Annotated in this window: 15 protein-coding genes and 2 rRNA genes (1 of these 17 running past the window's edge); 5 read left to right on the top strand and 12 right to left on the bottom strand. The window is 39.0% G+C overall.

Features of this window, described 5'->3' with window-relative positions:
* From MHB51_RS17745 to MHB51_RS17735, 3 genes are all read right to left on the bottom strand, one after another.
* Nucleotides 1-52, bottom strand: a 23S ribosomal RNA gene (locus tag MHB51_RS17745) (it extends 2,876 nt beyond the left edge of the window).
* 516 nt (nucleotides 53-568) lie between these two features.
* Nucleotides 569-2,123, bottom strand: a 16S ribosomal RNA gene (locus tag MHB51_RS17740).
* Together the 16S and 23S rRNA genes form the textbook arrangement of a ribosomal RNA operon.
* Nucleotides 2,124-2,417: 294 nt before the next feature.
* A complete protein-coding gene (locus tag MHB51_RS17735; protein ID WP_342558718.1) occupies nucleotides 2,418-3,323 on the bottom strand; it encodes a DMT family transporter in 906 nt (301 codons plus the stop codon).
* 130 nt (nucleotides 3,324-3,453) lie between these two features.
* Here MHB51_RS17735 and MHB51_RS17730 point away from each other — a divergent pair, with 130 nt between their 5' ends.
* Together MHB51_RS17730 and MHB51_RS17725 are read left to right on the top strand one after the other, a co-directional pair.
* Complete coding sequence (locus MHB51_RS17730; RefSeq protein ID WP_066167412.1) at nucleotides 3,454-4,143, top strand: MgtC/SapB family protein; 690 nt, start codon at nucleotides 3,454-3,456, stop codon at nucleotides 4,141-4,143.
* Between the two features lie 20 nt (nucleotides 4,144-4,163).
* A complete protein-coding gene (locus MHB51_RS17725; protein ID WP_342558717.1) occupies nucleotides 4,164-5,141 on the top strand; it encodes a cation diffusion facilitator family transporter in 978 nt (325 codons plus the stop codon).
* 48 nt (nucleotides 5,142-5,189) lie between these two features.
* Here the strand turns inward: MHB51_RS17725 and MHB51_RS17720 are convergent, their stop codons facing one another.
* The 7 genes from MHB51_RS17720 to pruA all read right to left on the bottom strand — a co-directional run bounded on the left by MHB51_RS17720 (nucleotide 5,190) and on the right by pruA (nucleotide 19,657).
* Nucleotides 5,190-6,353 carry an iron-containing alcohol dehydrogenase gene (locus MHB51_RS17720; protein ID WP_066166400.1) on the bottom strand — a complete coding sequence of 388 codons (1,164 nt, stop codon included), beginning with the start codon at nucleotides 6,351-6,353 and terminating at the stop codon, nucleotides 5,190-5,192.
* A 120-nt stretch (nucleotides 6,354-6,473) separates the two neighbouring features.
* Nucleotides 6,474-7,118 carry a hypothetical protein gene (locus tag MHB51_RS17715; RefSeq protein ID WP_342472114.1) on the bottom strand — a complete coding sequence of 215 codons (645 nt, stop codon included), beginning with the start codon at nucleotides 7,116-7,118 and terminating at the stop codon, nucleotides 6,474-6,476.
* A 339-nt stretch (nucleotides 7,119-7,457) separates the two neighbouring features.
* The gene (locus MHB51_RS17710) at nucleotides 7,458-8,576 is read right to left on the bottom strand and encodes a response regulator (RefSeq protein WP_342558716.1); all 1,119 of its coding nucleotides are present in this window, start codon (nucleotides 8,574-8,576) and stop codon (nucleotides 7,458-7,460) included.
* The gene (locus tag MHB51_RS17705) at nucleotides 8,573-11,629 is read right to left on the bottom strand and encodes an ATP-binding protein (protein ID WP_342558715.1); all 3,057 of its coding nucleotides are present in this window, start codon (nucleotides 11,627-11,629) and stop codon (nucleotides 8,573-8,575) included. Before MHB51_RS17705 ends, MHB51_RS17710 begins: the two co-directional genes overlap by 4 nt.
* A 408-nt stretch (nucleotides 11,630-12,037) precedes the next feature.
* On the bottom strand, nucleotides 12,038-16,144 hold the full coding sequence (locus MHB51_RS17700; RefSeq protein WP_342558714.1) for an S-layer homology domain-containing protein: 4,107 nt from the start codon (nucleotides 16,142-16,144) through the stop codon (nucleotides 12,038-12,040).
* Between the two features lie 218 nt (nucleotides 16,145-16,362).
* Nucleotides 16,363-17,607 (bottom strand): Glu/Leu/Phe/Val dehydrogenase, encoded by a 1,245-nt coding sequence (locus tag MHB51_RS17695; RefSeq protein WP_066166416.1) that lies wholly within the window; start codon nucleotides 17,605-17,607, stop codon nucleotides 16,363-16,365.
* 505 nt (nucleotides 17,608-18,112) lie between these two features.
* Nucleotides 18,113-19,657, bottom strand: a complete 1,545-nt coding sequence (gene pruA / locus MHB51_RS17690; RefSeq protein ID WP_107943119.1) for an L-glutamate gamma-semialdehyde dehydrogenase — start codon at nucleotides 19,655-19,657, stop codon at nucleotides 18,113-18,115.
* A gap of 159 nt (nucleotides 19,658-19,816) precedes the next feature.
* On the opposite strand from pruA, the gene MHB51_RS17685 reads away from it, so the two are divergent.
* Nucleotides 19,817-21,112: a sigma 54-interacting transcriptional regulator gene (locus MHB51_RS17685; protein ID WP_107943120.1), complete on the top strand. Its 1,296-nt coding sequence runs from the start codon at nucleotides 19,817-19,819 to the stop codon at nucleotides 21,110-21,112.
* Nucleotides 21,113-21,336: 224 nt separating this feature from the next.
* Here MHB51_RS17685 and yugI read toward each other — a convergent pair whose 3' ends face one another.
* Nucleotides 21,337-21,708: a S1 domain-containing post-transcriptional regulator GSP13 gene (yugI, locus tag MHB51_RS17680; RefSeq protein WP_066167415.1), complete on the bottom strand. Its 372-nt coding sequence runs from the start codon at nucleotides 21,706-21,708 to the stop codon at nucleotides 21,337-21,339.
* Nucleotides 21,709-21,902: 194 nt separating this feature from the next.
* Between yugI and MHB51_RS17675 the strand changes: the two genes are divergently transcribed.
* Complete coding sequence (locus MHB51_RS17675; RefSeq protein WP_342558713.1) at nucleotides 21,903-22,103, top strand: hypothetical protein; 201 nt, start codon at nucleotides 21,903-21,905, stop codon at nucleotides 22,101-22,103.
* Between the two features lie 32 nt (nucleotides 22,104-22,135).
* Nucleotides 22,136-23,461, top strand: a complete 1,326-nt coding sequence (locus MHB51_RS17670; RefSeq protein ID WP_066166425.1) for a sodium-dependent transporter — start codon at nucleotides 22,136-22,138, stop codon at nucleotides 23,459-23,461.
* 50 nt (nucleotides 23,462-23,511) lie between these two features.
* Here MHB51_RS17670 and MHB51_RS17665 read toward each other — a convergent pair whose 3' ends face one another.
* Nucleotides 23,512-23,772, bottom strand: a complete 261-nt coding sequence (locus MHB51_RS17665; protein WP_342558712.1) for a DUF1871 family protein — start codon at nucleotides 23,770-23,772, stop codon at nucleotides 23,512-23,514.
* Nucleotides 23,773-23,812 lie beyond the last annotated feature (40 nt).

Raw genomic sequence — 23,812 nt, 5'->3', positions numbered from 1 at the left:
TCATCGACTCCTAGTGCCAAGGCATCCACCGTGCGCCCTTAATAACTTAACCTTCAGCTTTCGATATACATCGCCATCCTGCGTCAGCTACTTTCGCTCATTCAGTCACGTACAGAGGTACGCTCCTTCATTCACTCAAGCTGCTTCCTTGGCTTGCTCGCATCTCGAAACCTTCATTTTCGGCTTCCAATACACATCGTATGACTGCGTCAGCTTCATTCACTCTGTCAGTCACGTACTTAAGTACGCTCCTTCCATCGCTCAATCGCTTCCTTGTCCTACTCGTGTCTTGAAACCTTCATGTTAGTTACAACTTATCTCATAAAAGAAATAAGATTTAAGAACTTACACGATCAATTACTTGATCTATTTAAAACTTGTTACTTTCAATGTCGTTTTATCCAGTTTTCAAAGAACAAATAGGCTACCTGCATTTGCTTCCTCGCGTATTTGCGACGAGTAACCGCAGGAGCACAATAAGAAGTATTCATCCGTTGATGAACCTTCAAAACTGAACAGCAATCCGTGAATGTTATCTCCGTAGGAGATATTCCGAAAATATCCTTAGAAAGGAGGTGATCCAGCCGCACCTTCCGATACGGCTACCTTGTTACGACTTCACCCCAATCATCTATCCCACCTTCGGCGGCTGGCTCCAAAAGGTTACCTCACCGACTTCGGGTGTTACAAACTCTCGTGGTGTGACGGGCGGTGTGTACAAGGCCCGGGAACGTATTCACCGCGGCATGCTGATCCGCGATTACTAGCGATTCCGGCTTCATGTAGGCGAGTTGCAGCCTACAATCCGAACTGAGAACGGTTTTATCGGATTAGCTCCCCCTCGCGGGTTGGCAACCGGTTGTACCGTCCATTGTAGCACGTGTGTAGCCCAGGTCATAAGGGGCATGATGATTTGACGTCATCCCCACCTTCCTCCGGTTTGTCACCGGCAGTCACCTTAGAGTGCCCAACTGAATGATGGCAACTAAGATCAAGGGTTGCGCTCGTTGCGGGACTTAACCCAACATCTCACGACACGAGCTGACGACAACCATGCACCACCTGTCACCGTTGTCCCCGAAGGGAAAACCATGTCTCCATAGTGGGCAACGGGATGTCAAGACCTGGTAAGGTTCTTCGCGTTGCTTCGAATTAAACCACATGCTCCACCGCTTGTGCGGGCCCCCGTCAATTCCTTTGAGTTTCAGTCTTGCGACCGTACTCCCCAGGCGGAGTGCTTAATGCGTTAGCTGCAGCACTAAGGGGCGGAAACCCCCTAACACTTAGCACTCATCGTTTACGGCGTGGACTACCAGGGTATCTAATCCTGTTTGCTCCCCACGCTTTCGCGCCTCAGCGTCAGTTACAGACCAGAAAGTCGCCTTCGCCACTGGTGTTCCTCCAAATCTCTACGCATTTCACCGCTACACTTGGAATTCCACTTTCCTCTTCTGCACTCAAGTTCCCCAGTTTCCAATGACCTTCCCCGGTTGAGCCGGGGGCTTTCACATCAGACTTAAAAAACCGCCTGCGCGCGCTTTACGCCCAATAATTCCGGACAACGCTTGCCACCTACGTATTACCGCGGCTGCTGGCACGTAGTTAGCCGTGGCTTTCTAATAAGGTACCGTCAAGGTGCCGCCAGTTACTACGGCACTTGTTCTTCCCTTACAACAGAGTTTTACGATCCGAAAACCTTCTTCACTCACGCGGCGTTGCTCCATCAGGCTTTCGCCCATTGTGGAAGATTCCCTACTGCTGCCTCCCGTAGGAGTCTGGGCCGTGTCTCAGTCCCAGTGTGGCCGATCACCCTCTCAGGTCGGCTACGCATCGTTGCCTTGGTGAGCCATTACCTCACCAACTAGCTAATGCGCCGCGGGCCCATCCTGTAGCGATAGCAGAACCATCTTTCAACTTTAAAACATGGGTCTCAAAGTATCATTCGGTATTAGCCCCGGTTTCCCGGAGTTATCCCCATCTACAGGGCAGGTTGCCCACGTGTTACTCACCCGTCCGCCGCTAGCGTTATTTCGGTGCAAGCACCAAAATAACGCCCGCTCGACTTGCATGTATTAGGCACGCCGCCAGCGTTCGTCCTGAGCCAGGATCAAACTCTCCATAAAAAGAATTTGAGTAAGCTCAAATTTGTATCTGTCGCTTCGCTTTCGATACATTAAAACATTTGCTGGCATCTTCATTCGATGTCCAAAATTGTGTTTCATCTATTCAATGAAACTTTATTCATTCACGTCTTGCTTGTTCAGTTTTCAAGGTTCATGTTACTATCATCGCATCGCTTTTTGGTAGCGACTTTTATACTATAACTCATCCTTAACTGGCTGTCAACAAAAACTTTATTGTGTTGTTTTCATTTCATTCTGTCGTTAAGGACAAGTAATAATATATACTATACAAAATTATAAATCAATAGTTTTTCTAAAAAAACTTTTAATTTTTTTAAAATCCATTACAAACAGCAGTATTCCTAATAGGACAACAACGCCTCCAATAATTTGAGTCGCAATTAAATATTCTTTAAAAATATAATACGCCAATATAGCCGCACCGATTGGCTCAAATAAAATAGCAATCGATAATACATTTGTGCTGACAAACTTTAATGACCAATTAAATAAGGTATGTCCAAGTAAATTAGGAATAATGGCTAGCAATAAAAACCACATCCACTCCATTCCCGGATACGGACCGAACGATTCTCCCTTAAATAGGACATAAAAGAACAGACAGACTGTGCTACTCATATAAACAACCATTGTATATGTAACAAGTGAAATTCTTTTTCGAACATCTTGGCCAAATAATAAGTAGCCAGTTACTAGCGCACAAGCAATTAATGCCAAGACATCTCCATACAAGGCTGTACCGCTAATTTGAAAGTCACCCCAACTAATTAAAATGCTGCCCGTAATAGCGATTGCTGCAGCAACAATCGTTTTCAATGAGATTTTTTCTCCAAAGAAAAAATACGTCCCTACAAAAGCAAATAAAGGTTGCATTGTCACAAGAACTGTTGAGCTTGCTACAGATGTGTAATTTAATGATTCAAACCATAAAATAAAATGAAACGCTAAAAAAATACCTGCGATGCAAGAAAATAGCCAATCCTTTTTCGTTAATAATTTTATTTCAGCTGTATACTTCCATAAAAAGATTGGGAGCATAAGTATAACTGAAAACAACATACGATAAAAGGCTATGACGCCTGCATCCGCGCTCGCTAATTTTACTAGAATCGCTGATAATGATACCGATATAACGCCAATAACAATTGGAATATAAGGATTAATAATTGGTTTATTCATAGATGGTAATCCTCGCTAAAATTTTTCTTGTACATCCATCCATTTTACAGTAATATAACGCATTATCAATAGATGATTTTGTTTAGAAGGAGGACAACGATTGTTATCCATTCTCACCGAAGCCTTTTCAATGGAAACTCTAATTAAACTAGCTATTGCTGCTGGATTAAGTTTAATTATAGGGATTGAAAGGGAACTAAAAAAGAAACCGGTTGGATTAAAAACAAGTTTAGTTATTGCTACATTTAGCTGTTTGTTAACGATTATTTCTATTGAAACTGCTTATACGACACCTGCTCGTGACGATATTAATATTACGATGGATCCGCTACGGCTAGCGGCGCAGGTTGTTAGTGGAATTGGTTTTTTAGGAGCCGGAGTCATTTTACGAAAAGGGAATGATAGCATTACAGGGCTAACAACTGCCGCTATGATTTGGGGAGCAGCGGGAATTGGGATTGCTGTCGGGGCAGGTTTTTATGCCGAAGCCTTTATGACAGTGCTAATAGTTGTTCTCGGCATTGAGCTACTCGCACCATTTCTAACTAAGATCGGACCTAAACGTTTACGGGCGCATGAATTTTCATTGAAAGTACAATTGAAAAACTACGATGATATTTCGATGCTCCTCACCTATATGCAACAACATGAAATGTATATTGAAAATGTTCGTATAAGTGACAAGTTAGTAGCAAATGATACAACTGAACATGAGGTTGCCATACGCTTTACTACAGTCCAGCAAAATACAATAACGCTCTACAAAGATTTGCATACGCAACATTATATAGAAAAAATCGAAATTGAGTTACTATCTTAAATAATTAAAAGGAGACGCTTATGCGAGAAATTCTCACACTACTTAAAAGTGGTAATAAACCTTCCTTGCTAGCCGCAATTGTCAATGCATTTTTAGGCATTATTAAAGGAATTGCTTTTTTCTTTACAGGAAATGTTGCAATGTTTGCTGAAATGATGCACTCCTTAGGTGATGCGGCAAATCAATTTTTCGTTTTCATTGGATCTGCTCTAGCGAAAAAATCACCTACAGCACAATTTCCTAATGGGTTTGGTCGTCTTATTAATTTAGTTTGTCTAGGAGCGGTCTTAATCGTTGGTATTTTATCTTACGAAACAGTAAAAGAAGGCTGGCATCACTTTTTATCTCCAGCCACAGAATCAAATGGCATGTTCATTGCACTTGGCGTATTAGCAATAGGTGGTGTAATGGAGCTGATAGTATTGCATAAAGCAGCGAAGGAAGTGCTGCATGAAGTCGGTGCCGAAGATGGTGGATTCGCCTCAATTCCAAAATCAGTAAAATATTTAAAGCGTGCCAAACCTGCTACAAAGCTTGTGTGGATGGAGGATTTAGTAGCTACTAGCGGGAATGTTCTTGCATTTAGTGCTATTTTAATTGCTTACTTTACAGGTTTTTATCGACTTGAGGGACTTGTTTCGATGATAATAGGCTTTATGATGTTCTACGTAGTTGGTCGTGTATTTTTAGACAATGCGAGAGGTGTGATTGGAGAAACAGACCAAGAAATGCTTAATCATATAGCCCATTTAGTAATGGCAGAGCCAAATGTAAAAGACATTGTTCGTCTAGAAGTTATTAAGGAAGGAGAGTTTTTACATGTAGAGCTTGAAGCAGAGGCAGACCCGAAACTCTCCCTTGCTTATTTAGATGACGTCCGAGATTATTTAACACATCTTATTTTAAGTCAAAAAGGTGTTACGGAAGTCGTCATTTTATTTGACGAGGATGACGGGCAAGTTAGCTGGCAGCACATCGATGAAAAGCCTACTTCCTAATAGATGTTAAAAACAGACTAGCAAGCACTGTACTTGCTAGTCTGTTTTTTATAATGCATTTTCTAAAATCATACGCACATCTTGCGCTTCAAGCTTTTTAAAGTTGCCAAATGGACCATTAAACATTGTGTGCTCAATTATTTTATCAAAATGAGTGCTATCAATATTGTAGTCTGCTAATTTATTTGGTGCTCCTATAGAAGTCCAAAAAGCAGCTAAGCGATTGATTCCTTCGTGGGCAATCTCCTCAGCTGATTTTCCATTTGCCTCAACATCAAAGACGCGAACTGCTAGCCTTGCAAAGCGCTCCGGATTTTCCGTCACTGCATGGCGCATCCAGTGCGGTTGAAGAATAGCGAGCCCACCTGCGTGCGGTATATCGTACACCGCTGATACGGCATGCTCGATATTATGTGTAGCCCAATCTCCGCGTGAACCCATTGATAAGAAATTGTTTAAGCCGATTGTTCCAGCTAATAAAATCGTTTCGCGTAGTGCAATATTATCCAAATCCTCCACTAATTTTGGCGCCGCCTCCATAATGGCACGCAATACCCCTTCACACATGCCATCCGTTACAGGTGTGTTTGTAGCATTGTGGAAATATTGCTCGAATATATGCGACATCATATCAACAATTCCGTATATTGTATGGTTTTTTGGCACAGTTACAGTATACTTAGGATTTAAAATTGAAAATTTCGGGAATACTGTTGGACTGCCCCAGCCGAATTTCTCTTCTGTTTCAATATTCGTAATAACAGAGCCCGAATTCATTTCAGAGCCTGTCGCAGCTAAAGTTAGCACAACACCTAATGGCAATGCTTGCTCCGCAACCGCCTTTTTGATAACCAAATCCCATGCATCGCCATCGTATTTCGCAGCCGCAACGATTAATTTCGAACAATCAATAACCGAGCCACCTCCTACTGCTAATACGAGGTCAATACCTTCTGTTTTACAAATTTCTGCACCGCGGCGCGCTGTTTCAACGCGTGGATTTGGCTCCACACCTGCTAATTCAAATACTTCCTTATTAGCTTGCTTCAATATTGTTAGCACATCATCGTAAACACCGTTGCTCTTAATGCTACCACCACCGTAGACAACGAGAACCTTGTCACCATGTTTCGCTAGCTCCTGTGGCAATTTTTCCATTGCATCGTTTCCAAAATGAAGCGTTACAGGGTTATAAAATGTAAATGGATTCATTGTTTTCTCTCCTTTCAAAGCTCCTTATATTGTCTCATGTTTTATCAAAAGAGCAAAGAAAGAAACCTTTATCCGTAGTATTTAGCGAATGCCTTGTTAGCAATGTTTCAAGATGGAAAATCAAGATAAAATTTGACTTGTTATGCTAAAAGTAATCGTTATATCTTCATCTAACACTGCCTTTAAACCGTTAGAACGATAATTTATTTTAGAAAACTTTAATGTCACAATGCGATTAGCTAGCGCATATTCTTGTCTATTTGTTAAAGGCAAGCCGTTAATATGACAGCCTAAAATGAACTTGCCATCAATAGAATGGCCGATAACATTTGGATGCATTGATTCATAGTGAACTTCTTCAATTAAACTGCCTTCATTTATTTTCCCTTCGGTAATTAAGTAATTTGCTAGCGCCCCCTTCAAATCAACCGCAACTGCTGTTTCACCTAATATAGTCCTAAAAAAGACAGGTACAACTTGTTTATTTTTTAGATAAGGTGTAATTTCCGTTATTATAGTTCCCGTGTTTTGCACAGTAAGCTTTATAAACGCTTTCTTATCCCCCTCTGCCAATTTAATTGTTGTTGTTCCGGGACATACAGCTTTCAAATAAATTTTTTTATCTACGATATAACCTACAACGACGTCCCTATCTAACACAGTTAATGAAGTTGCTTGAATACCAAATACATCTTGATTATTAACAAGCTCCTTTACATTGTTTTGAAAATGAGCAACCCTTTCCTGCAATAAGCTTTTCAACATTTTTCATTCCTCCAGCCTTTTTCTCTCAGTATAAAAAGTCCAACTAGACAAATACTGAACAAAATTCAACAAATTCCGCTTTTTTTCGTCAAAAAGAAACTGTCCAAAAAGCCGTGCATAGCCGGCATTTTGGACAGTGGCGATGATATTTGACAAAAGTGAACTCACCTAAATAGAGAAGACATCTTTTAAAAATGGGATGAACATTGGCTTTAGCAGTATTCTCCTTCAATAAAAGTGGAGCAATCAAAATCTTTATTTCAATGCGGTGTCAAACTTTTCGGATATCCTACTACCGCACGTATTTATGGCTATTTTATATGAGCTTTTCTATAAAGCTCAAAGCTGCTGTTTTTTCATATAGCCTTCATATAATTTTTCAATTTCTTCTGGTACAGAAACCTTCAAATCCACTTCTAGTTTCGCTTTTATTTCATGATAAAATTTCATGCATTCCATTTTCCGATTGTTCTGCACTAAAAATTGTAAAATTTTAAACATAAATCGTTCATTATATTCATCTAAAAGCAACATTTTTTGTAGGCAGCTCAGCTTTAACAATGTGTTTTCTGAAACTGTATTCTCCACATAACGCTCTAGGACATGTAAAACCTGCTGCTTCATATCATTTTTAATCTTTATTGCCCAATCATAATCTTCATTTTCTAAAAAATCACTTTGATAAATATTTAATATTCGCTGTATCTCTAGTTCATTATGATTCTCTTTATTTAATATGCTTTGTAAATTCTCATAATCACTCTTTACTTGAAGATTTAATTGATAATGGTTGTTGACAAGTTCTATTGGGTTTTCAACTCCCTTGTCTTTAAATAGTTTTCGCAGTTGGTAGACTGTCGTATATAAATTGGCGGAGCCTTTGTCATATTCGCTATTAGGCCATAAAATTTCGATAATCAAGACATTTAAGTTAGGTTTTTGCTGATTCAACCATAAATAGATAAACAATTCCTTTACTTTTTTCGTGCGCCATTTTATCGTCTGGTTGTTTTGGTCTAATAATTGAAAACTATCGAAGGTTTGTACATAAAATACAGGCTGCTCATCTATAACTTTTACCTTTTGCTGTAATTCTCTTTTCTCCTTTGCTTTCGTTAAAGCTTTGAGCAATCTTTTTTCATGTACAGGCTTTAATAAATAATCTGTTGCCTCTATTTCAAAGGCATCTACAGCAAATTGCATATGTGCCGTCACAAAAATAATTGAAATTGATGGCTGCTTTGCAAGTAGCTGTTTTGCTACTTGCAAACCATGCATATCAACCATCTCCATATCAAGTAAAACAACATCTATTGGCTCCCGTTCGAATAGTTTGATAGCATCGCTAACATTTGTAAAGGCACCTTTTATTGAAATTGGGAGTGAATGAATATTTTTCAGCATAATTTGCAATACATCAATCGCCATCTGCTCATCGTCGATTATAGCAATATTCATAGCCCTTCCTCCTTCGGTAATAAAATAATAATCGTTGTTCCATGCCCTTCCTTACTGTGCAAATTTAAACTTACGTTTTTTAGCAAATCGAATTTTTTCCATGGGTTTGTAAAACCAATACGCGAGCCTTTCCCACTTAATAATTGCTGAAGCTTTTTCTCCGACATTCCCGCTCCATTATCCGATACTTTAATGCGGACAAATTGACCCTCACGCTTTACACTCAGCTCAATAATACCGCCTTCTTTTTTCTTTGAAATACCGTGGACAACTGCATTTTCTATTAAAGGCTGAAGCGATAGAGCAGGAATCATTAAATGAATCGATTCATCAATATCATAATGTACAGTAAGCCGCTCGCCAAAGCGCATTTTTTCAATATATAAATAAGCTTTTACTAGCTCAATTTCCTCTTCTAATGGCACTTTGCTATTGCGATAGTGGACATTTAATTTTGCGCGGAAGTAGGTCGCTAAGCAGTAGAGCGCTTCTCTCGTATTCTCTATATTTGTATAGCTTAAACCGATAATCGTATTCAGTGTATTGTAAACAAAATGCGGTGTTACTTGTGCATATAAATAATTCATTTCCGTTTCTATTGCATCAATAGAAGATTGGCGTATTGCCAATAGTGACTCAATGCGAACAAATAATTCATCCATTACGATTGGCTTTTGTAAATAATCGTTTGCGCCAACTTGCAATGTCATTAACAAGTCGGTTTGCTTCATAATTGCCGTTAGTACGATAATCGGCAATTCTAGCATATCGTATCGCTTGCGTACTAGCTTGCAAAGTTCATAGCCGGACATATCCTTCATTAATAAATCTGTCAGCACGCACTCTACTTTGTTTTTCTCAATATAGTGCAATGCATCAAAGCCGTTATCTACTGCAATAGCAGAATAACCTTTTGCTACACATGCATCAAACAGTACTTTAATATTTGTGTGGTCATCATCAACAATCAGAATCGTTTTATCGTTCCCTTTATGGATTAGTGGTAATTGTAATTGTGGTAAAGCTGCATGTCTTGTTGTTAATGCTGTTGTAACCATTAAAGAATGCTGCTGCTCCTCTTTTGCAAAAGGCATTGTAAAAGTAAATGTGGTTCCTTGCCCTACCTTGCTTTCCACATAAATTTCACCATTTAATTTCTCCACAATATTTTTCGCAATACTTAAGCCTAAGCCTAATCCCTCTGCCTTTGATTCATTTGGCGCTTGATAAAACGCATTAAATATATGCTCAATATTTTGTTCTGCAATCCCAGCACCTGTATCACTCACTCGAATAGCTAGTTGCTGCCCCTGAAGAAAGGCAGTAACTGCAATTTCTCCTTCTTTTGTATGCTGGATAGCATTGTGTAGTAAATTATATAATACTTGCTTAAAGCGTAGCTCATCTGTCCACATAGAGGGTAGTGTCGCATCAATTGCCGCTAGCATTTGCACATGTGAATTGTTCGGCATGACACTTTTGATTTCTTCTACCACCTCATTTATTACTTTGACAGACACTACGGTCGGTGTAATTTTTATTTCCCCTGTCATATGATGTGATGAGAACAATAAATCATCTACTAAATGCCCTAAACGATTCGTCACATTATGAATTAAAATCGCTTGCTCCTGTTGCTCCCGCTTTAATGGACCCTCCAAGCCCTCCATTAAAGACTTTGATAAGTTCAATATGCCATTTAACGGCGTCCGTAACTCATGGGACGTTTTTAGTAAAAATTCATCCTTCATTTGATTATGTAAAACGAGCTCCTTCGTTAAATTTTCAACTTTTATTAATGCGGCATTTGCTCGATAATTTAACAATAAAGAAAAACTAATTAGCACTACAATGAATAGCACAAATTCACTATAATCAAACGGAAAATCCGTGATAAAATTGAGAGCCAATAAAAAACTGTAACACCCTACAGCCATCACAACAATTAATACATATTTAGCCTCCTCTAATCGTTGGATAAGTACACGTATTAAAATAATAGCATTATATATAAAGGTAGGAGCTAAAAGAGCAATGTATTGAAGCTTTCTAGAATTCAACTCCGCCCCTGTCGTAGCTCTCCCTTTGTAAAACGGATCATAAATACCGTATTTTACAAAAGCAATGCACAGCAAAAGAAGCAATAAATAAAGGATTGGCTTTTTCGTCATTTGTGGGTACATATTATGAATAAATAATGTCAAGCATATAAGAGCTAATGGGATAATTCCTAGCTGTAATTTCGTTTCCAGTGCCGTGGAATTTATAGATGTCAGCAAGAAAAATATTTTTTCGTTGATAAAGGACATATATATGCCAAATAAAATCGCAAATAAACCAAAGAACAACTCTTCTTTCCGTCTGCGATTCAGTATATAAGCAAAGCTATAAATGATTCCCAGCACAATATAGCCTAAACTAACAAGCGCACTTAATACTAACTTTTTCAAATAGTACGCTTGCACTTTATCCGCAGTGCCAAATTCGATTGGATACAATATACCTGCTCGTGGATAGTTATAAATACTAATATGAATCAAAATATGTAATTCTTTTTCCATACTTTGTGCAAAAACAGTATATTTGTCTGCACTTTCAGATTCATAGTCTTGTAAATTACGCGCAGGCTGCCCTCTTCCTCCTACCTCCACACCATTAATAAATATACGATTAGCTTGACGAATCGTATTAATATATAAGCCATACTGACCATCAGCCGGTACTTCTACTTTTACATAGTACGTCCCAACAGCTAATCCCTCTTTATTTGGCTCCATATAACTACTTAAATCGCTTGGTACCCTAACAGTTATGCGGTTATTTGCATAGTTTTCTAGCGATTCATTCGGTGCAATCAGTTCATTCGGATAAAAAGACCATTCCCCCTCAAGCTTTGTCGTCCTTTTTAATTGCTCAGTCGTTATTGAAGCAGCACCGTTTTCTACAGTTATTTTTTTGTCATCCCAAAAATATTGTTGATTGCCAATAAAAAAGACAAGCACAAATAGCATGATAATACTTACCGCAATTAAAATATATTTTTTCATCATCATGCCTTCCTTCTCCGTATATTTACTCCCTTTCAGTATAGCGGTTGTTTCCTATAAAGCAGTATCTTTCTTTGGATTTTCAGATGATGTTTTGGGCGGATTGGATTTTAATAAAATATCCAGACGCTGTATCATCACCTTCTTCTTTTCACGTCGTAATGCTTTTTGCTTCTGCTTGTATATTAGCCAGCTCAAGACTGCGCAACCTATGCATAACGTAATTATCATCATCATAAACAAACCCTTTTATTATGTATACTACACATATTTTCTTGACAAAAACTAGACAAGTTAATTAGTTAACAATATAAGTAGCTACCAAGAAGGGGCTGTCCGAAAAGATATTCCTTTTCAGACAGCCCTAACTTTTATAACCAACTATGCCTCGTCTAACTCTTGTCGGGATTTATATTATTTAACAAATAGCTCATGCTTATTTTCATCTACAATATAAGAATGCTTACGTGCTGCTTCCTCAATATCCATAAATGCACGATGTGTTTCTGGTACATCAGAGAAACTTGCATTTTGTACACCGTATAACGGTCCTCGCTCTAACATGCGATTCATCATACGCACTGCTTGTACACGTGTAATGGCTTCATTTGGTGCAAAGCGTCCATCTGGATAACCGCTAATAATACCCGCATCGCGATTTGCCTCAATAATCCACTGTGCCCAATGATTTTTTGTATCGCTAAATGTTAATGGAATGTTCTCTTCTACATGTAGCTTTTTGAAATTTGCCACGACTTTCGCCATTTGTGCACGTGTAATATTGTTCGATGCATTAAAGTTCCCTTTTTCATCACCATCCATAATTCCTGCTGCTTTAACAAAGGCAATTTCACTTGCCGCAAAATGCGTGCTTGGGATGTCTTTGAATGGTGCTACATTTATCACTGTATCTTCTTCATAGCCTAAAATACGAGCAATCATACGCGCCACTTGTGCACGTGTAATATTTTCCTCTGGGCGGAATGTACCGTCCTCAAAGCCACGAATATAGGCAGTATGCGTTCCTTCTTCACTTACTTGAATAATTGTAAATGTACTGAATTTCTCTACTGTAAAGCGTAATCCAATGTTGCCGTCATGCATCGTCACGACTTCTGGCTGAACTACTTTCTTTTCGCCATCCGTATGTTCGATAAATACAGCTAAGCTATTTAGATACGCCTGGCGCTCTGCATCTGCTGTTGGTAATGTGATACCACGTAACGGCAATGTTACAATCACTGGGCGGGAAGGTAGATTTGTTTCAATCGTCATCGGACGAGCAACTACATGTACGTTGTTGCTTTGTAAAGCTTCACGTACAACACGCTCCGCACGAGCACGGGCTTCAATTGCCTGACGCTCATCTTCCTTTTTCACAGGCACTAAACGGAAGTAGAAGTTGTCCTCTACCCCTCCCATAGAGCTGTTTGGTATTGCAATATGTGCATTATCTGTAGAAATTTCTAGGTCTAAGCCATTGTCACGTAAAATACGCAATGCATCTTTTGGTACTTCAACTGTCGTTTGGGCAACTACATCCTGTACATCCGGAATTACGATACGTGCAATTGTATTGCCAATTTGCTTCGCTTTCTCTACCGCTTCTAAAGCTTGTTCTGGCGTTAAATTCACAAGATCTGTAATACGTCCATCTGGATGTGTCGTGCGCTCAATTTCCACTGTTGTTTTTTCCAGTGGATTTTCACCATCCACTTCTAAATCAACATGAATAATTGTTTTTGTTTCTGCTGGTGCTTCTAGGCTTGGTGTTGGTGTTGGCGTTGATGTACCTCCACCACCCGTATAAGCAGCACGATATACAATGATTGTATAGCGCTTCACGAAGCCATTGGCATCGGTCACTGTAATAACAATTGTATTCGCCCCAACTTGTAATGGAATTTGCCCTAATGTACCTGGCTGACCATTCACCGTTGTCGTCACTGTCGCACCCGCTTGTACTGGTATTGCGTCAAAACCAATAACAGTCGTTGAATTTCCTACATTCATCATATAATCTGTGACATCTGTTTGGAAGCTCGGGCTTAATATACCTCCTGTTGAAGGTGTTAAACTATTTAACCCTTGCCCCACTGTTGTCACAGGGACAAGTGCATTTTGTGCTGCTGCCAACTCTGCTAATGCTAGATTAACTTCATCCTGTGTTGCATGTGGATTGTCTAACACATTTTGCGCTTGCAATAAGGCCGCTTGATAGTTTGTCCAAGTATTTGGTGTGTACTCACTAGCATTTAAACGAGTGCTTTCATCTACTTTGTTTTGTAATGCCGTTTTGTCTACCGTAATAATTGTAAATGTATGCTCTTTTATTGCCGTATTTGTACCGTCTGTTGCTGTCGCAATAATTGTGTACGTACCGTCTGGCAAATCTGTCGGTGGTGTAAATTCCCAAGTACCGTCCGAATTCACAATGACTGAGGCTGAATCGGCCGTTGCGATTACACGACCACCCGCATCCTTTAATTCAATTGTAACTGTTGATGGTGTCGTTATTGATGTCTGCACTGTACCGCTGATTGTTGGCTTTGAATTATTTATTATTTCAGCAGGTTGTGTAATAGTTAGTGCATCTTCATAGGAAACTGGTGTGATAGTATCTATCTTCAATGTTTTTGTCACTGGTGCAGATGTTTTACCATCTTTCTCAGCTATAATTTCTACATTGTAATCACCGTCAGGAAGGTCTGTATCTGGTGTAACGCTCCATTTTCCATCGCTCCCCGCTGTTACTTCTAACGTAATCTCATCAGAAATTTTCACAGTCACCTTTGCACCAGGGGTTGCTGTTCCTGAAAATTCCGGTCTCGCTGTTATAACTGTGTTGCCAGCTGGTTTTTCCACATTTAAAGCTAGCTGTTTATTGTCAATTGTTTTTTTGAAGTTTTCAACAGCTACACCATTTGTTCCTTGTATATTTCCTTGACTGTCATCATAATCAACAATGATTTCTTTATCAGTCACGTCTGTACCATTAGGCAATGTGATAATGACTTTTGTTGCATCGTCTGGGTCAACCTCAATTGCATTAGCGTCTAATGTAATTTGTTGACCGTCGATTTCTACTGTAAAGCCTTCTTCACCATCCGTTAGTTGAACCTCTTGATCAAATGTTAAAATAATTTGGTTGCCTTCAGCTATTACTTGCTCAAGGTGCGCACTTTCAACTTCAGGTATTGGTGCAGCAATCGTAAAGAATGTTCCATCAGTAAGTAGGCTACTGTTTAGTGTAATTTCCCCATCTATTAATGGATAGAATAAATCATTTTCATCAAACTGATTGTCTGAACTTACAACTAAATATAACGGATACTTTGTTGCATCCTGTACTTTATCTACTGCCAAAGTGATAATTGTATCATGCCAATTCGTCTTTTGAACTTTGTAAATACGCGCAATATGCTTTAGCTTTTCTTCATCTTTCTTTAACGAAGTAACAAAATTAGCTTCAGCACCATTATCACTGAATATGAAGAAAGATTTGTCATTTGCTATCGTATTTTGATTTTTAGCATTAGTTTCCTTAATCTCGCTACCTAATGCAATTGTGACATTCGCGTCGTCAATTTGAGCCTTCGATTGCTTTTGATTCAATGCTCCATTATCGTCACGTCCAATGCCTGTGATTCGGTTGCCGTAACCAATATTACTAGTAGCCTCCCACATTGGTGAGCTATCGCTAGCAAGATAATCTATTAAACTATCATTATCGTCCTTTAATGTAAGACCATATTTTAAAGCCAGATAGCTGTTAACTCTCATTCGTTCATCGACTTCTAATTGACGATTAAATAGAATTACTTCGGCAATCATGCCATTAAAACGACTGGAATGACCTGCACCAATATAGTATCGACTTCCAGAGGTACTAGTAGTAAAACTCGGTGTATTATCTTTTTCTTCATGCAATTTACTTCCATTTAGTGAAAGTGTCCAATCATCTTGCGCACTCCATATGTTTAACATTGCCCCGTTTTTCAAGTCGTAATTATCAACATTAATAGTTAAACTATCTTCTCTACCAAAATATGTTGCTATGCTATTTCCTGTACCATATCTAGCTGTCGATCCTTTTCCACCGAGCTCCCAAGGAAATCCTGTATAATTTTCACTTGCTTGTACAGAAAATACTTCACGCGCTGAATCGTTTACATTAAATTCACTTGCAGAACGAGTATACATTACTTTGTTTGTTTGAAGTCCACCATTAAAATTCATACCATTTTCATTATAAGAAGTGAGCGCTTCTCTTACCCAAGGTTCATTATCAGCTAAATCTGTTACCGCAGTCACGTCATTTCCTTCAAGCTCTGCACTACGCTCCACATCTATCCAAGAGATTAAGCCATTACTTACCCCTCCTGGTGCAAGTACATTGTCAGCCGCCTTTACTTCACTAGTCGGTACTGCTACTGAAAGGCTGCTAGCGACAAGCATAACGGAAAGCGCTGTCGGAAGTGCTTTTTGCCACCAACTTTTTCGTTCTTTGTATGTTTCCATTTTTATCACTCCTACCTTTTTCTATATTCAGTTGTATTTACGTCCCTCCCCTTCATTTTTTATCCCCGACCTTCTCCGACATTACTATAAAGTGACTGAACAAAATCTGAAAAATGAGAGCACTCTCTCATAGTTTCGCTACTGAAAGAATTACCTTAAAAAACACAAAAAAACTGCTGGCAGAGAATTCTCTAGCCAGCAGTCTTTCTTCTATTATATTACACCCAACCACGGAAGCGAGATGCTTCGGCAGTGCGGCGAACACCTACCATGTATGCAGCTAAGCGCATATTAATGTTGCGATTCGTAGCTGTTGTGTAGACGCTGTCAAAAGCATCTACCATTTTGCGAATTAATTTTTCACGTACTTCTTCTTCTGTCCAGTAGTAGCCTTGGTTGTTTTGTACCCATTCGAAGTAAGATACAGTTACACCACCAGCAGATGCTAGTACGTCTGGCACTAAAAGAATACCACGCTCTGTTAAAATTTTTGTTGCTTCTGCAGTCGTTGGTCCGTTAGCAGCTTCTACAACAATGTTTGCTTTAATATCGTGTGCATTATCTGCAGTAATTTGATTTTCAATAGCTGCAGGTACTAAAATATCACATTCTAACTCTAATAGCTCTTTGTTTGTAATCGTATTTTCAAATAGAGTTGTTACAGTACCGAATGAGTCGCGGCGATCTAATAAATAGTCGATATCTAAACCGTTAGGATCATGTAATGCACCATAGGCATCAGAGATACCAATAATTTTTGCACCTAAATCGCTCATGAATTTTGCTAGGAAGCTACCTGCGTTACCGAAACCTTGGATAACAACACGCGCTCCTTCAATATCAATACCACGTTTTTTTGCTGCTTCTTTAATAACAATTGTTACACCTTCCGCTGTTGCACGGTCACGTCCTTGCGAACCACCAAGTACAAGCGGCTTACCAGTGATGAAGCCTGGTGAGTTAAATTCGTCCATGCGGCTATACTCGTCCATCATCCATGCCATAATTTGAGCGTTTGTAAATACGTCTGGCGCTGGAATATCTTTTGTTGGTCCAACGATTTGACTTACTGCACGCACATAACCACGACTTAAGCGTTCGATTTCGCCCATTGACATTTGACGTGGGTCACAAATAACCCCACCTTTACCTCCACCATACGGTAAATCTACAATTCCACATTTCAATGTCATCCACATTGAAAGCGCTTTAACTTCCTCGTCAGTAACAGCTGGGTGGAAACGTACGCCACCTTTAGTTGGTCCTACTGCGTCATTATGCTGTGCACGATAACCTGTGAACACTTTCGTCGTACCATCATCCATTTTAACAGGGATGCGTACTTCTAACATACGAAGTGGTTCCTTTAGTAATTCATACATCGCTTCATCATAACCAAGTTTTTGTAACGCTTCTTGAATGACATCCTGTGTTGATGTAAATAGGTTTAAATTTTCAGCCATTATTAATTCGCCTCTTTAACATTTTTAATTGTTTTTTGATATCGCCAACATTGTAACATATTTCAACATAAATTTGTTTATAAAATTGTCACATTTTAAAAAGTCTTCAAGGAATTTTACGTATTCGCAAACATGACCTATGAATTTTACGCAAAATTCACTAATTTCACTACAAAACTTCGAAATTGAGCTTTACTTTTAAACACTGAAAATAGCGGGCATACCATTGTCTACCCGCCATTTTTCTAATCAATAACGCCTCGGCGTTATTGCGTCCAGATTTTTTCGAGCTTGTCAGTGGAAGTTAACCTAAAACCATCACGTCCTGTGACAACGGTTAACTAATCTGCGACATCCGCCGACACGATGTTGGTTGGTCACTCAGTCGTCGCCACAGAATGTGACGCTCTTAGACTGAGTTCCTCTTTTTCAACGGACATTTGAACACCCGCTAAATTATATTCATCTCACATTTGAAAAAACGGAAGATTTTTCTTGAAAAAAATTAAAGCATTTCTGAAGTTGTTTTCGCTTGCATGTGTAATTGTAAGTAGTCTGGACCACCTGCTTTTGAGTCTGTTCCTGACATGTTGAAACCACCAAATGGTTGGTAACCTACAATTGCACCTGTACAGCCACGGTTGAAGTAAAGGTTTCCTACGTGGAAATCCTCACGTGCTTTTTCTAGGTTAAGGCGATTATTTGTAATAACTGCACCTGTCAAACCGTATTCCGTATCATTCGCAATTTCGATTGCTTGATCGAAATCTTTTGCTTTTGCAATTGCAACAACTGGGCCAAAGATTTCTTCTTTCATAATACGTGCAGACGGATCTACATCTGCAAATACAGTTGGATGTACGAAGTAACCTACAGAATCATCTGCTGTACCGCCAGCAACTAAACGGCCTTCGCCTTTACCAATTTCAATGTACTCTGTTACTTTATTGAATGCTGCTTGGTCAATTACTGTTGCCATGAAGTTCGATGGGTCTGCTGGGTCACCGATTGTTAACGCTTTTGTTAATTCTTCTACACGATTCACAACTTGCTCGTAAACATCTTCTACGATAACCGCACGTGAACATGCTGAACATTTTTGACCAGAGAAACCAAATGCTGATTTCACGATTGATTGAGCTGCTAATTCTAAATCAGCCTCTTTATCTACAACGATTGTATCTTTACCGCCCATTTCTGCGATGACACGTTTAATCCAAATTTGACCTTCGTTTAATTTCGATGCACGTTCGTTAATACGTAAACCTACATCACGTGAACCTGTAAAGCTGATGAAACGTGTACGTGGATGATCTACTAAGTAGTCCCCAACTTCTGCACCGCTACCTGGCACATAGTTAACTACGCCTGCTGGTAAGCCTGCTTCTTCTAATACCTCGATAAATTTATAAGCAACAACTGGTGTTGTTGAAGCTGGTTTTAATAATACTGTATTACCTGTAACAACAGCCGCTACGGTTGTACCAGCCATAATAGCGAATGGGAAGTTCCATGGAGAAATAACAATTCCCACTCCTAATGGAATGTAGTCATAACGGTTGTATTCGCCTGGACGGCTTTCTACTGGTTGACCATTTTTAATGCGTAGCATTTGACGGCCATAATATTCTAGGAAGTCAATCGCTTCAGCAGTATCTGCATCTGCCTCATTCCATGGCTTACCCGCTTCTTTTGTTAATAAAGCTGAGAATTCGAATTTGCGGCGACGGATAATAGCAGCTGCTTTGAATAATACGTCTGCGCGAATGGCAGGATCAACTTTTTTCCATGTTTTGAATGTTTCATCTGCAATTTTCATTGCTTTTTCAGCAAGCTCACGTGAAGCTTTTGATACGCGACCAATCACTTCTGTTTTCTTTGCTGGGTTGTAAGAAACAATCTTGTCTTCTGTTGTGATGCGCTCGCCACCAATAATTAATGGATAGTCTTGACCTAAATAGCTGTCGACTAATTTTAAGCCTGCTAAATATGCATCTTTGTTTTCTTGTTGTGCGAAATCAGTGAATGGCTCGTGCTTATATGGAATCATGAAAAATCCTCCTAAATAATTTTTTTAATTATTAAATGCAATTTCACGCAAAAAAAATTTGCACTCAATCACACTTTATATTTATAATAATGCAAAAGATTATTGCTTTTTTCAAGTATTATCTTTTAAAAAATTTTAAGAAAATTTGAGGTGCTTGCATTGTTTGAACAGCAAAGACAGCTCATTCCCTTTTACATACATGCGATTGAGCATATTTCTGTAGGGATTCACGCGATTGATACTGAGGGGAAAACATTACTTTATAATGCAAAAATGAAAGAAATTGAAGGCTATGCATTTGAAGAAATGACTAGCCATTCCCTTTTTGAGCTTTTTGCATTCCGCAAAAAAGATAGTACATTGTGGCGCGTTATACAAACCGGGCGCAAAGAAATGAATGTGAAACAAACATATCGCAATAAAGATGGGCATGAAATTACAACACTAAACGATACTTTCCCGATTTTTGATCAAGATAAACTTATCGGTGCGATTGAATTTGCACGCGATATTACATCACTTGAGAAGCTGATTTATCAACCTTTAAGAAGATACGGTGAGCCGCTGACATTTGAGACAATTACAGCTGTTTCCGATGCAATGCAGCAAGTAATGACACATGCAAAAAAAGCTGCCCATGCACGTATTCCTGTGTTACTAATCGGTGATTCTGGTACTGGAAAAGATTTAGTTGCTGAAAGCATCCACAATGCATTATTGCCAAATAATGATGATTTTATTACATTTTTCAGCAGACGTGATGAGCGGATTGTCGAAAAAATTCGCAATCATTTGCAAGCTGGCGGCAACTTTACTTTCTTTTTTGAGCGCATTGAATTTTTGTCGATTGAAATGCAGGAGCAGTTACTTCAAATTTTAAAGGAACTATCCGTGACAAAGCATATGATTATTGGCAGTATAGGCAGCGACCCTATTGACTTAATTAGCGAAGGTCAATTATTGAAAGAGCTTTATTATTTTTTCGCCAATTTAGTCATTTCTATTCCGCCCTTATGCGAGCGTAAGGAGGATATTGAGCCATTTGTATCAGATTATTTCGCTCGCCATCGCGCACGTTTTGCTTCCTCTATCCAAGGTTTATCACCTGAAGTAATGAGGCTTTTTATGAGCCATGATTGGCCGGGGAATTTGAAGGAATTAGAGCTATTACTTGATGAAATTGCAGCAGTTATAACGAATGAGGAAATAGTCACATTTGAAATGTTGCCACTCCATTTCCGCTTTAAGGTACAGCAGTCTGGTACGCCGTCAAGTTTGATTTTGAATGATGAGCAATTGCTACCGCTTGATGAATATTTGCGTGATGCCGAAATATTTTACGTGCAAAATGTGTTGAAAATGCATAACGGCAATGTCACAAAAGCCGCTGCCGCACTTGGTATGAGCAGACAAAACTTGCAATATCGTCTGCGTAAATGGAAGCAGCTTGATTGAGACCGCTTTATGATGACCGTGCTGGCTGAAAAGATAAATCTTGTTCGGTCAGCTCCTTTTTATATTGCATCTAGTTAAAAAGTCACAATTCGCTCGTAAACATGTAAAATTCGCTCATAAACACCCTTAATTCGCTCGTAATTTTTTTCTGTAGCAAAAAAACATCATCAAAAACGCCCAAAAAGCCGATTATGCACGGCTTTTTGGGCGCCTTCTTCACTTTGTTATTTTTGTCCTGATTGTTCAATCCATTCCTGTAGCTTATCTTTTAATGGCTGAAAGCCTGCTGCGTCATCCTCATCAAGTCGCTCCTGCAATGTTTTGCGCTGCTCCTTTTTCAGATGGGTAGGCTCTTCTTGCAACGCACGAATGGATAAGCTTATTTTTTGGGATTCGGATTCAATTTCCAAAATCTTCACAGTAATTTCATCGCCAACTTTTAAGAAGTGACTAACATCCTTTACAAATCCATACGTAATTTCTGAGATGTGAACAAGTCCTTGAGTTTGCTCATCTAACGCCACGAATGCTCCGTATGGTTGAATTCCAGTTACTTTTCCAGTTAGCACGTCACCTACTTTGTATTGTTTTTCCATCATACGTTCCTACCTTCTGTGTCTATATACGAAAATGTCATGTTAAATTATAACATAATGCACTACACAGAACAAAGGAACACCCCAAGGAAAGAGGGGTTTTACATGATTTACAAAATCTTAAAAGGCTGTCCAAAAAACAGTTGCCTCTTTCAAAAGAAATCTTTTACTATTTTTAAGTAGTTTTTACTTCAATGAAAGACGAACAAAACGCAGGACTTTTCGAACAGCTCCTCCTTCCATATTCGTTAAAAATACTTGTAGCTGTCGCTTCGCTTTCGAAACAAAAAACATGTGCTCCTGCAAAAGGGACATCCCAAAATGACTTTCCAGACATCTCTTTGTTACATAATTGCGAATATAGTTTTATTTCTGTAAAAAGTATTGTAGAATAGGTACTTGTTTTAAATATTAAGGAGGGTTTTTATTGGCTTCTAGAGAGCATTTTGCATCAAAGATTGGTTTTATTTTAGCTGCAGCCGGTAGCGCTATCGGTATTGGCGCGATATGGAAATTTCCGTATATGGTCGGAACAAACGGAGGCAGTGTTTTTATTTTATTATTTATTATTTGCACATTATTAATAGGGCTCCCTATTCTAATTGCTGAATTTATGATTGGGCGTCGTGGGCAAGCAAGCGCCATTCAATCATTTAAAAAACAAGCACCAAATCGTCCATGGTTTTTAGTTGGATGGCTCGGCGTGATTACAAGCGGTTTAATTTTATCGTTTTATAGCGTTGTTGGTGGCTGGATTTTAAGCTATTTGCTGCGCGCACTAACATTTAGTTTATCCGGTCAAGGTACCGATTTTTCACAACTATTTCAGCAAATCATTGAAAACCCCATTGAAATAATCATTGCGCAAGGTGCATTTATGCTTCTAACATTATTAATTGTGCAGGCTGGTATTAAAGATGGGATTGAGCTAGCGAGCAAATGGATGATGCCGCTGTTATTTATCTTTTTTATTTTGCTTTGTATTCGCTCGCTAACGTTGGATGGTGCGATGGAGGGCGTGCGCTTTATGTTCGTACCAGATTGGTCCTATTTCAATGGCGAAACATTTTTATTGGCGCTCGGCCAAGCATTTTTCTCACTAAGCGTTGGAATTTGTATCATGATTACATATGCTTCATATTTACCGAAGGAAGAAAACATCGTAAGCTCAGGCATTAATGTGGCAACGATGAATATTATTATTTCTTTACTTGCAGGACTCGTTATTTTCCCAGCGGTATTTGCATTAGGCTATTCGCCAACAGAGGGACCAGGTCTTGTTTTCATGATGATTCCCGCCGTTTTTGAACAGCTCCCTTTTGGTCAGGTTCTGCTCATCATTTTCTTTATTTTACTATTATTCGCTACAATAACATCTGCGATTTCATTGCTTGAGGTTGTTATTTCAAACAGCATTGGCGAACGACTCCATTTGCGTAAAAAGGCCTCTTGGTTATTCGCTGCCATTATTTTTATCATTGGCATTCCAAGTGCCCTATCTTTTGGGGTATTGTCGAATATAACAATTTTTAATAAATCAATTTTTAATTTTATTGATTATTTAACGAATAGCATTGCTATGCCAATTGGCGCAATATTAATTTCATTATTTGTCGGCTATCACTACCGAAAGCCAATTGCACAGCAGGAGCTTCAAGCAACACCAGTACTATTTACAGTTTGGTATACAATCGTGCGCTACATCGCCCCAATTGTAATTGCTGTTATTTTAATTCGTGGAATTATAAATTAAAAAGCATAGACAAAGTGGCGCAGTTCAGTTCGCACTTTGTCTATGCTTTTTTATATTATGCATTTCGCTTCAAATTTAATTGCAATTAATTTATAGGCCATTTCCACACAACGCTCAAATGGAATCCATTGTTCATAAGAGTGTTCATAAACAGTTTGAATAACCTTTGCTAAGTCGCTCGGATCATCTATCCCCTGCAAAGCTGCAACTACATCCGCAGTTTCTGTGTCATAGCTGTCAGCACCCAACTGAAATGGGTCCCACTCCTCAAGCACTTTAACAGCCTTTTGATTCATTTCGATATTTTCCAATTTTCCTAGTCCCCTAAATTATTATGTTTATATGATTCGT

Origin of the sequence: Metasolibacillus sp. FSL K6-0083 (assembly GCF_038630865.1) — a bacterium.
In the GTDB taxonomy this organism is placed as follows: Bacteria; Bacillota; Bacilli; order Bacillales_A; family Planococcaceae; genus Metasolibacillus; species Metasolibacillus fluoroglycofenilyticus.
The sequence above is the reverse complement of the archived record's forward strand: the minus strand, read 5'-3'. Positions and strand labels throughout refer to the sequence as shown.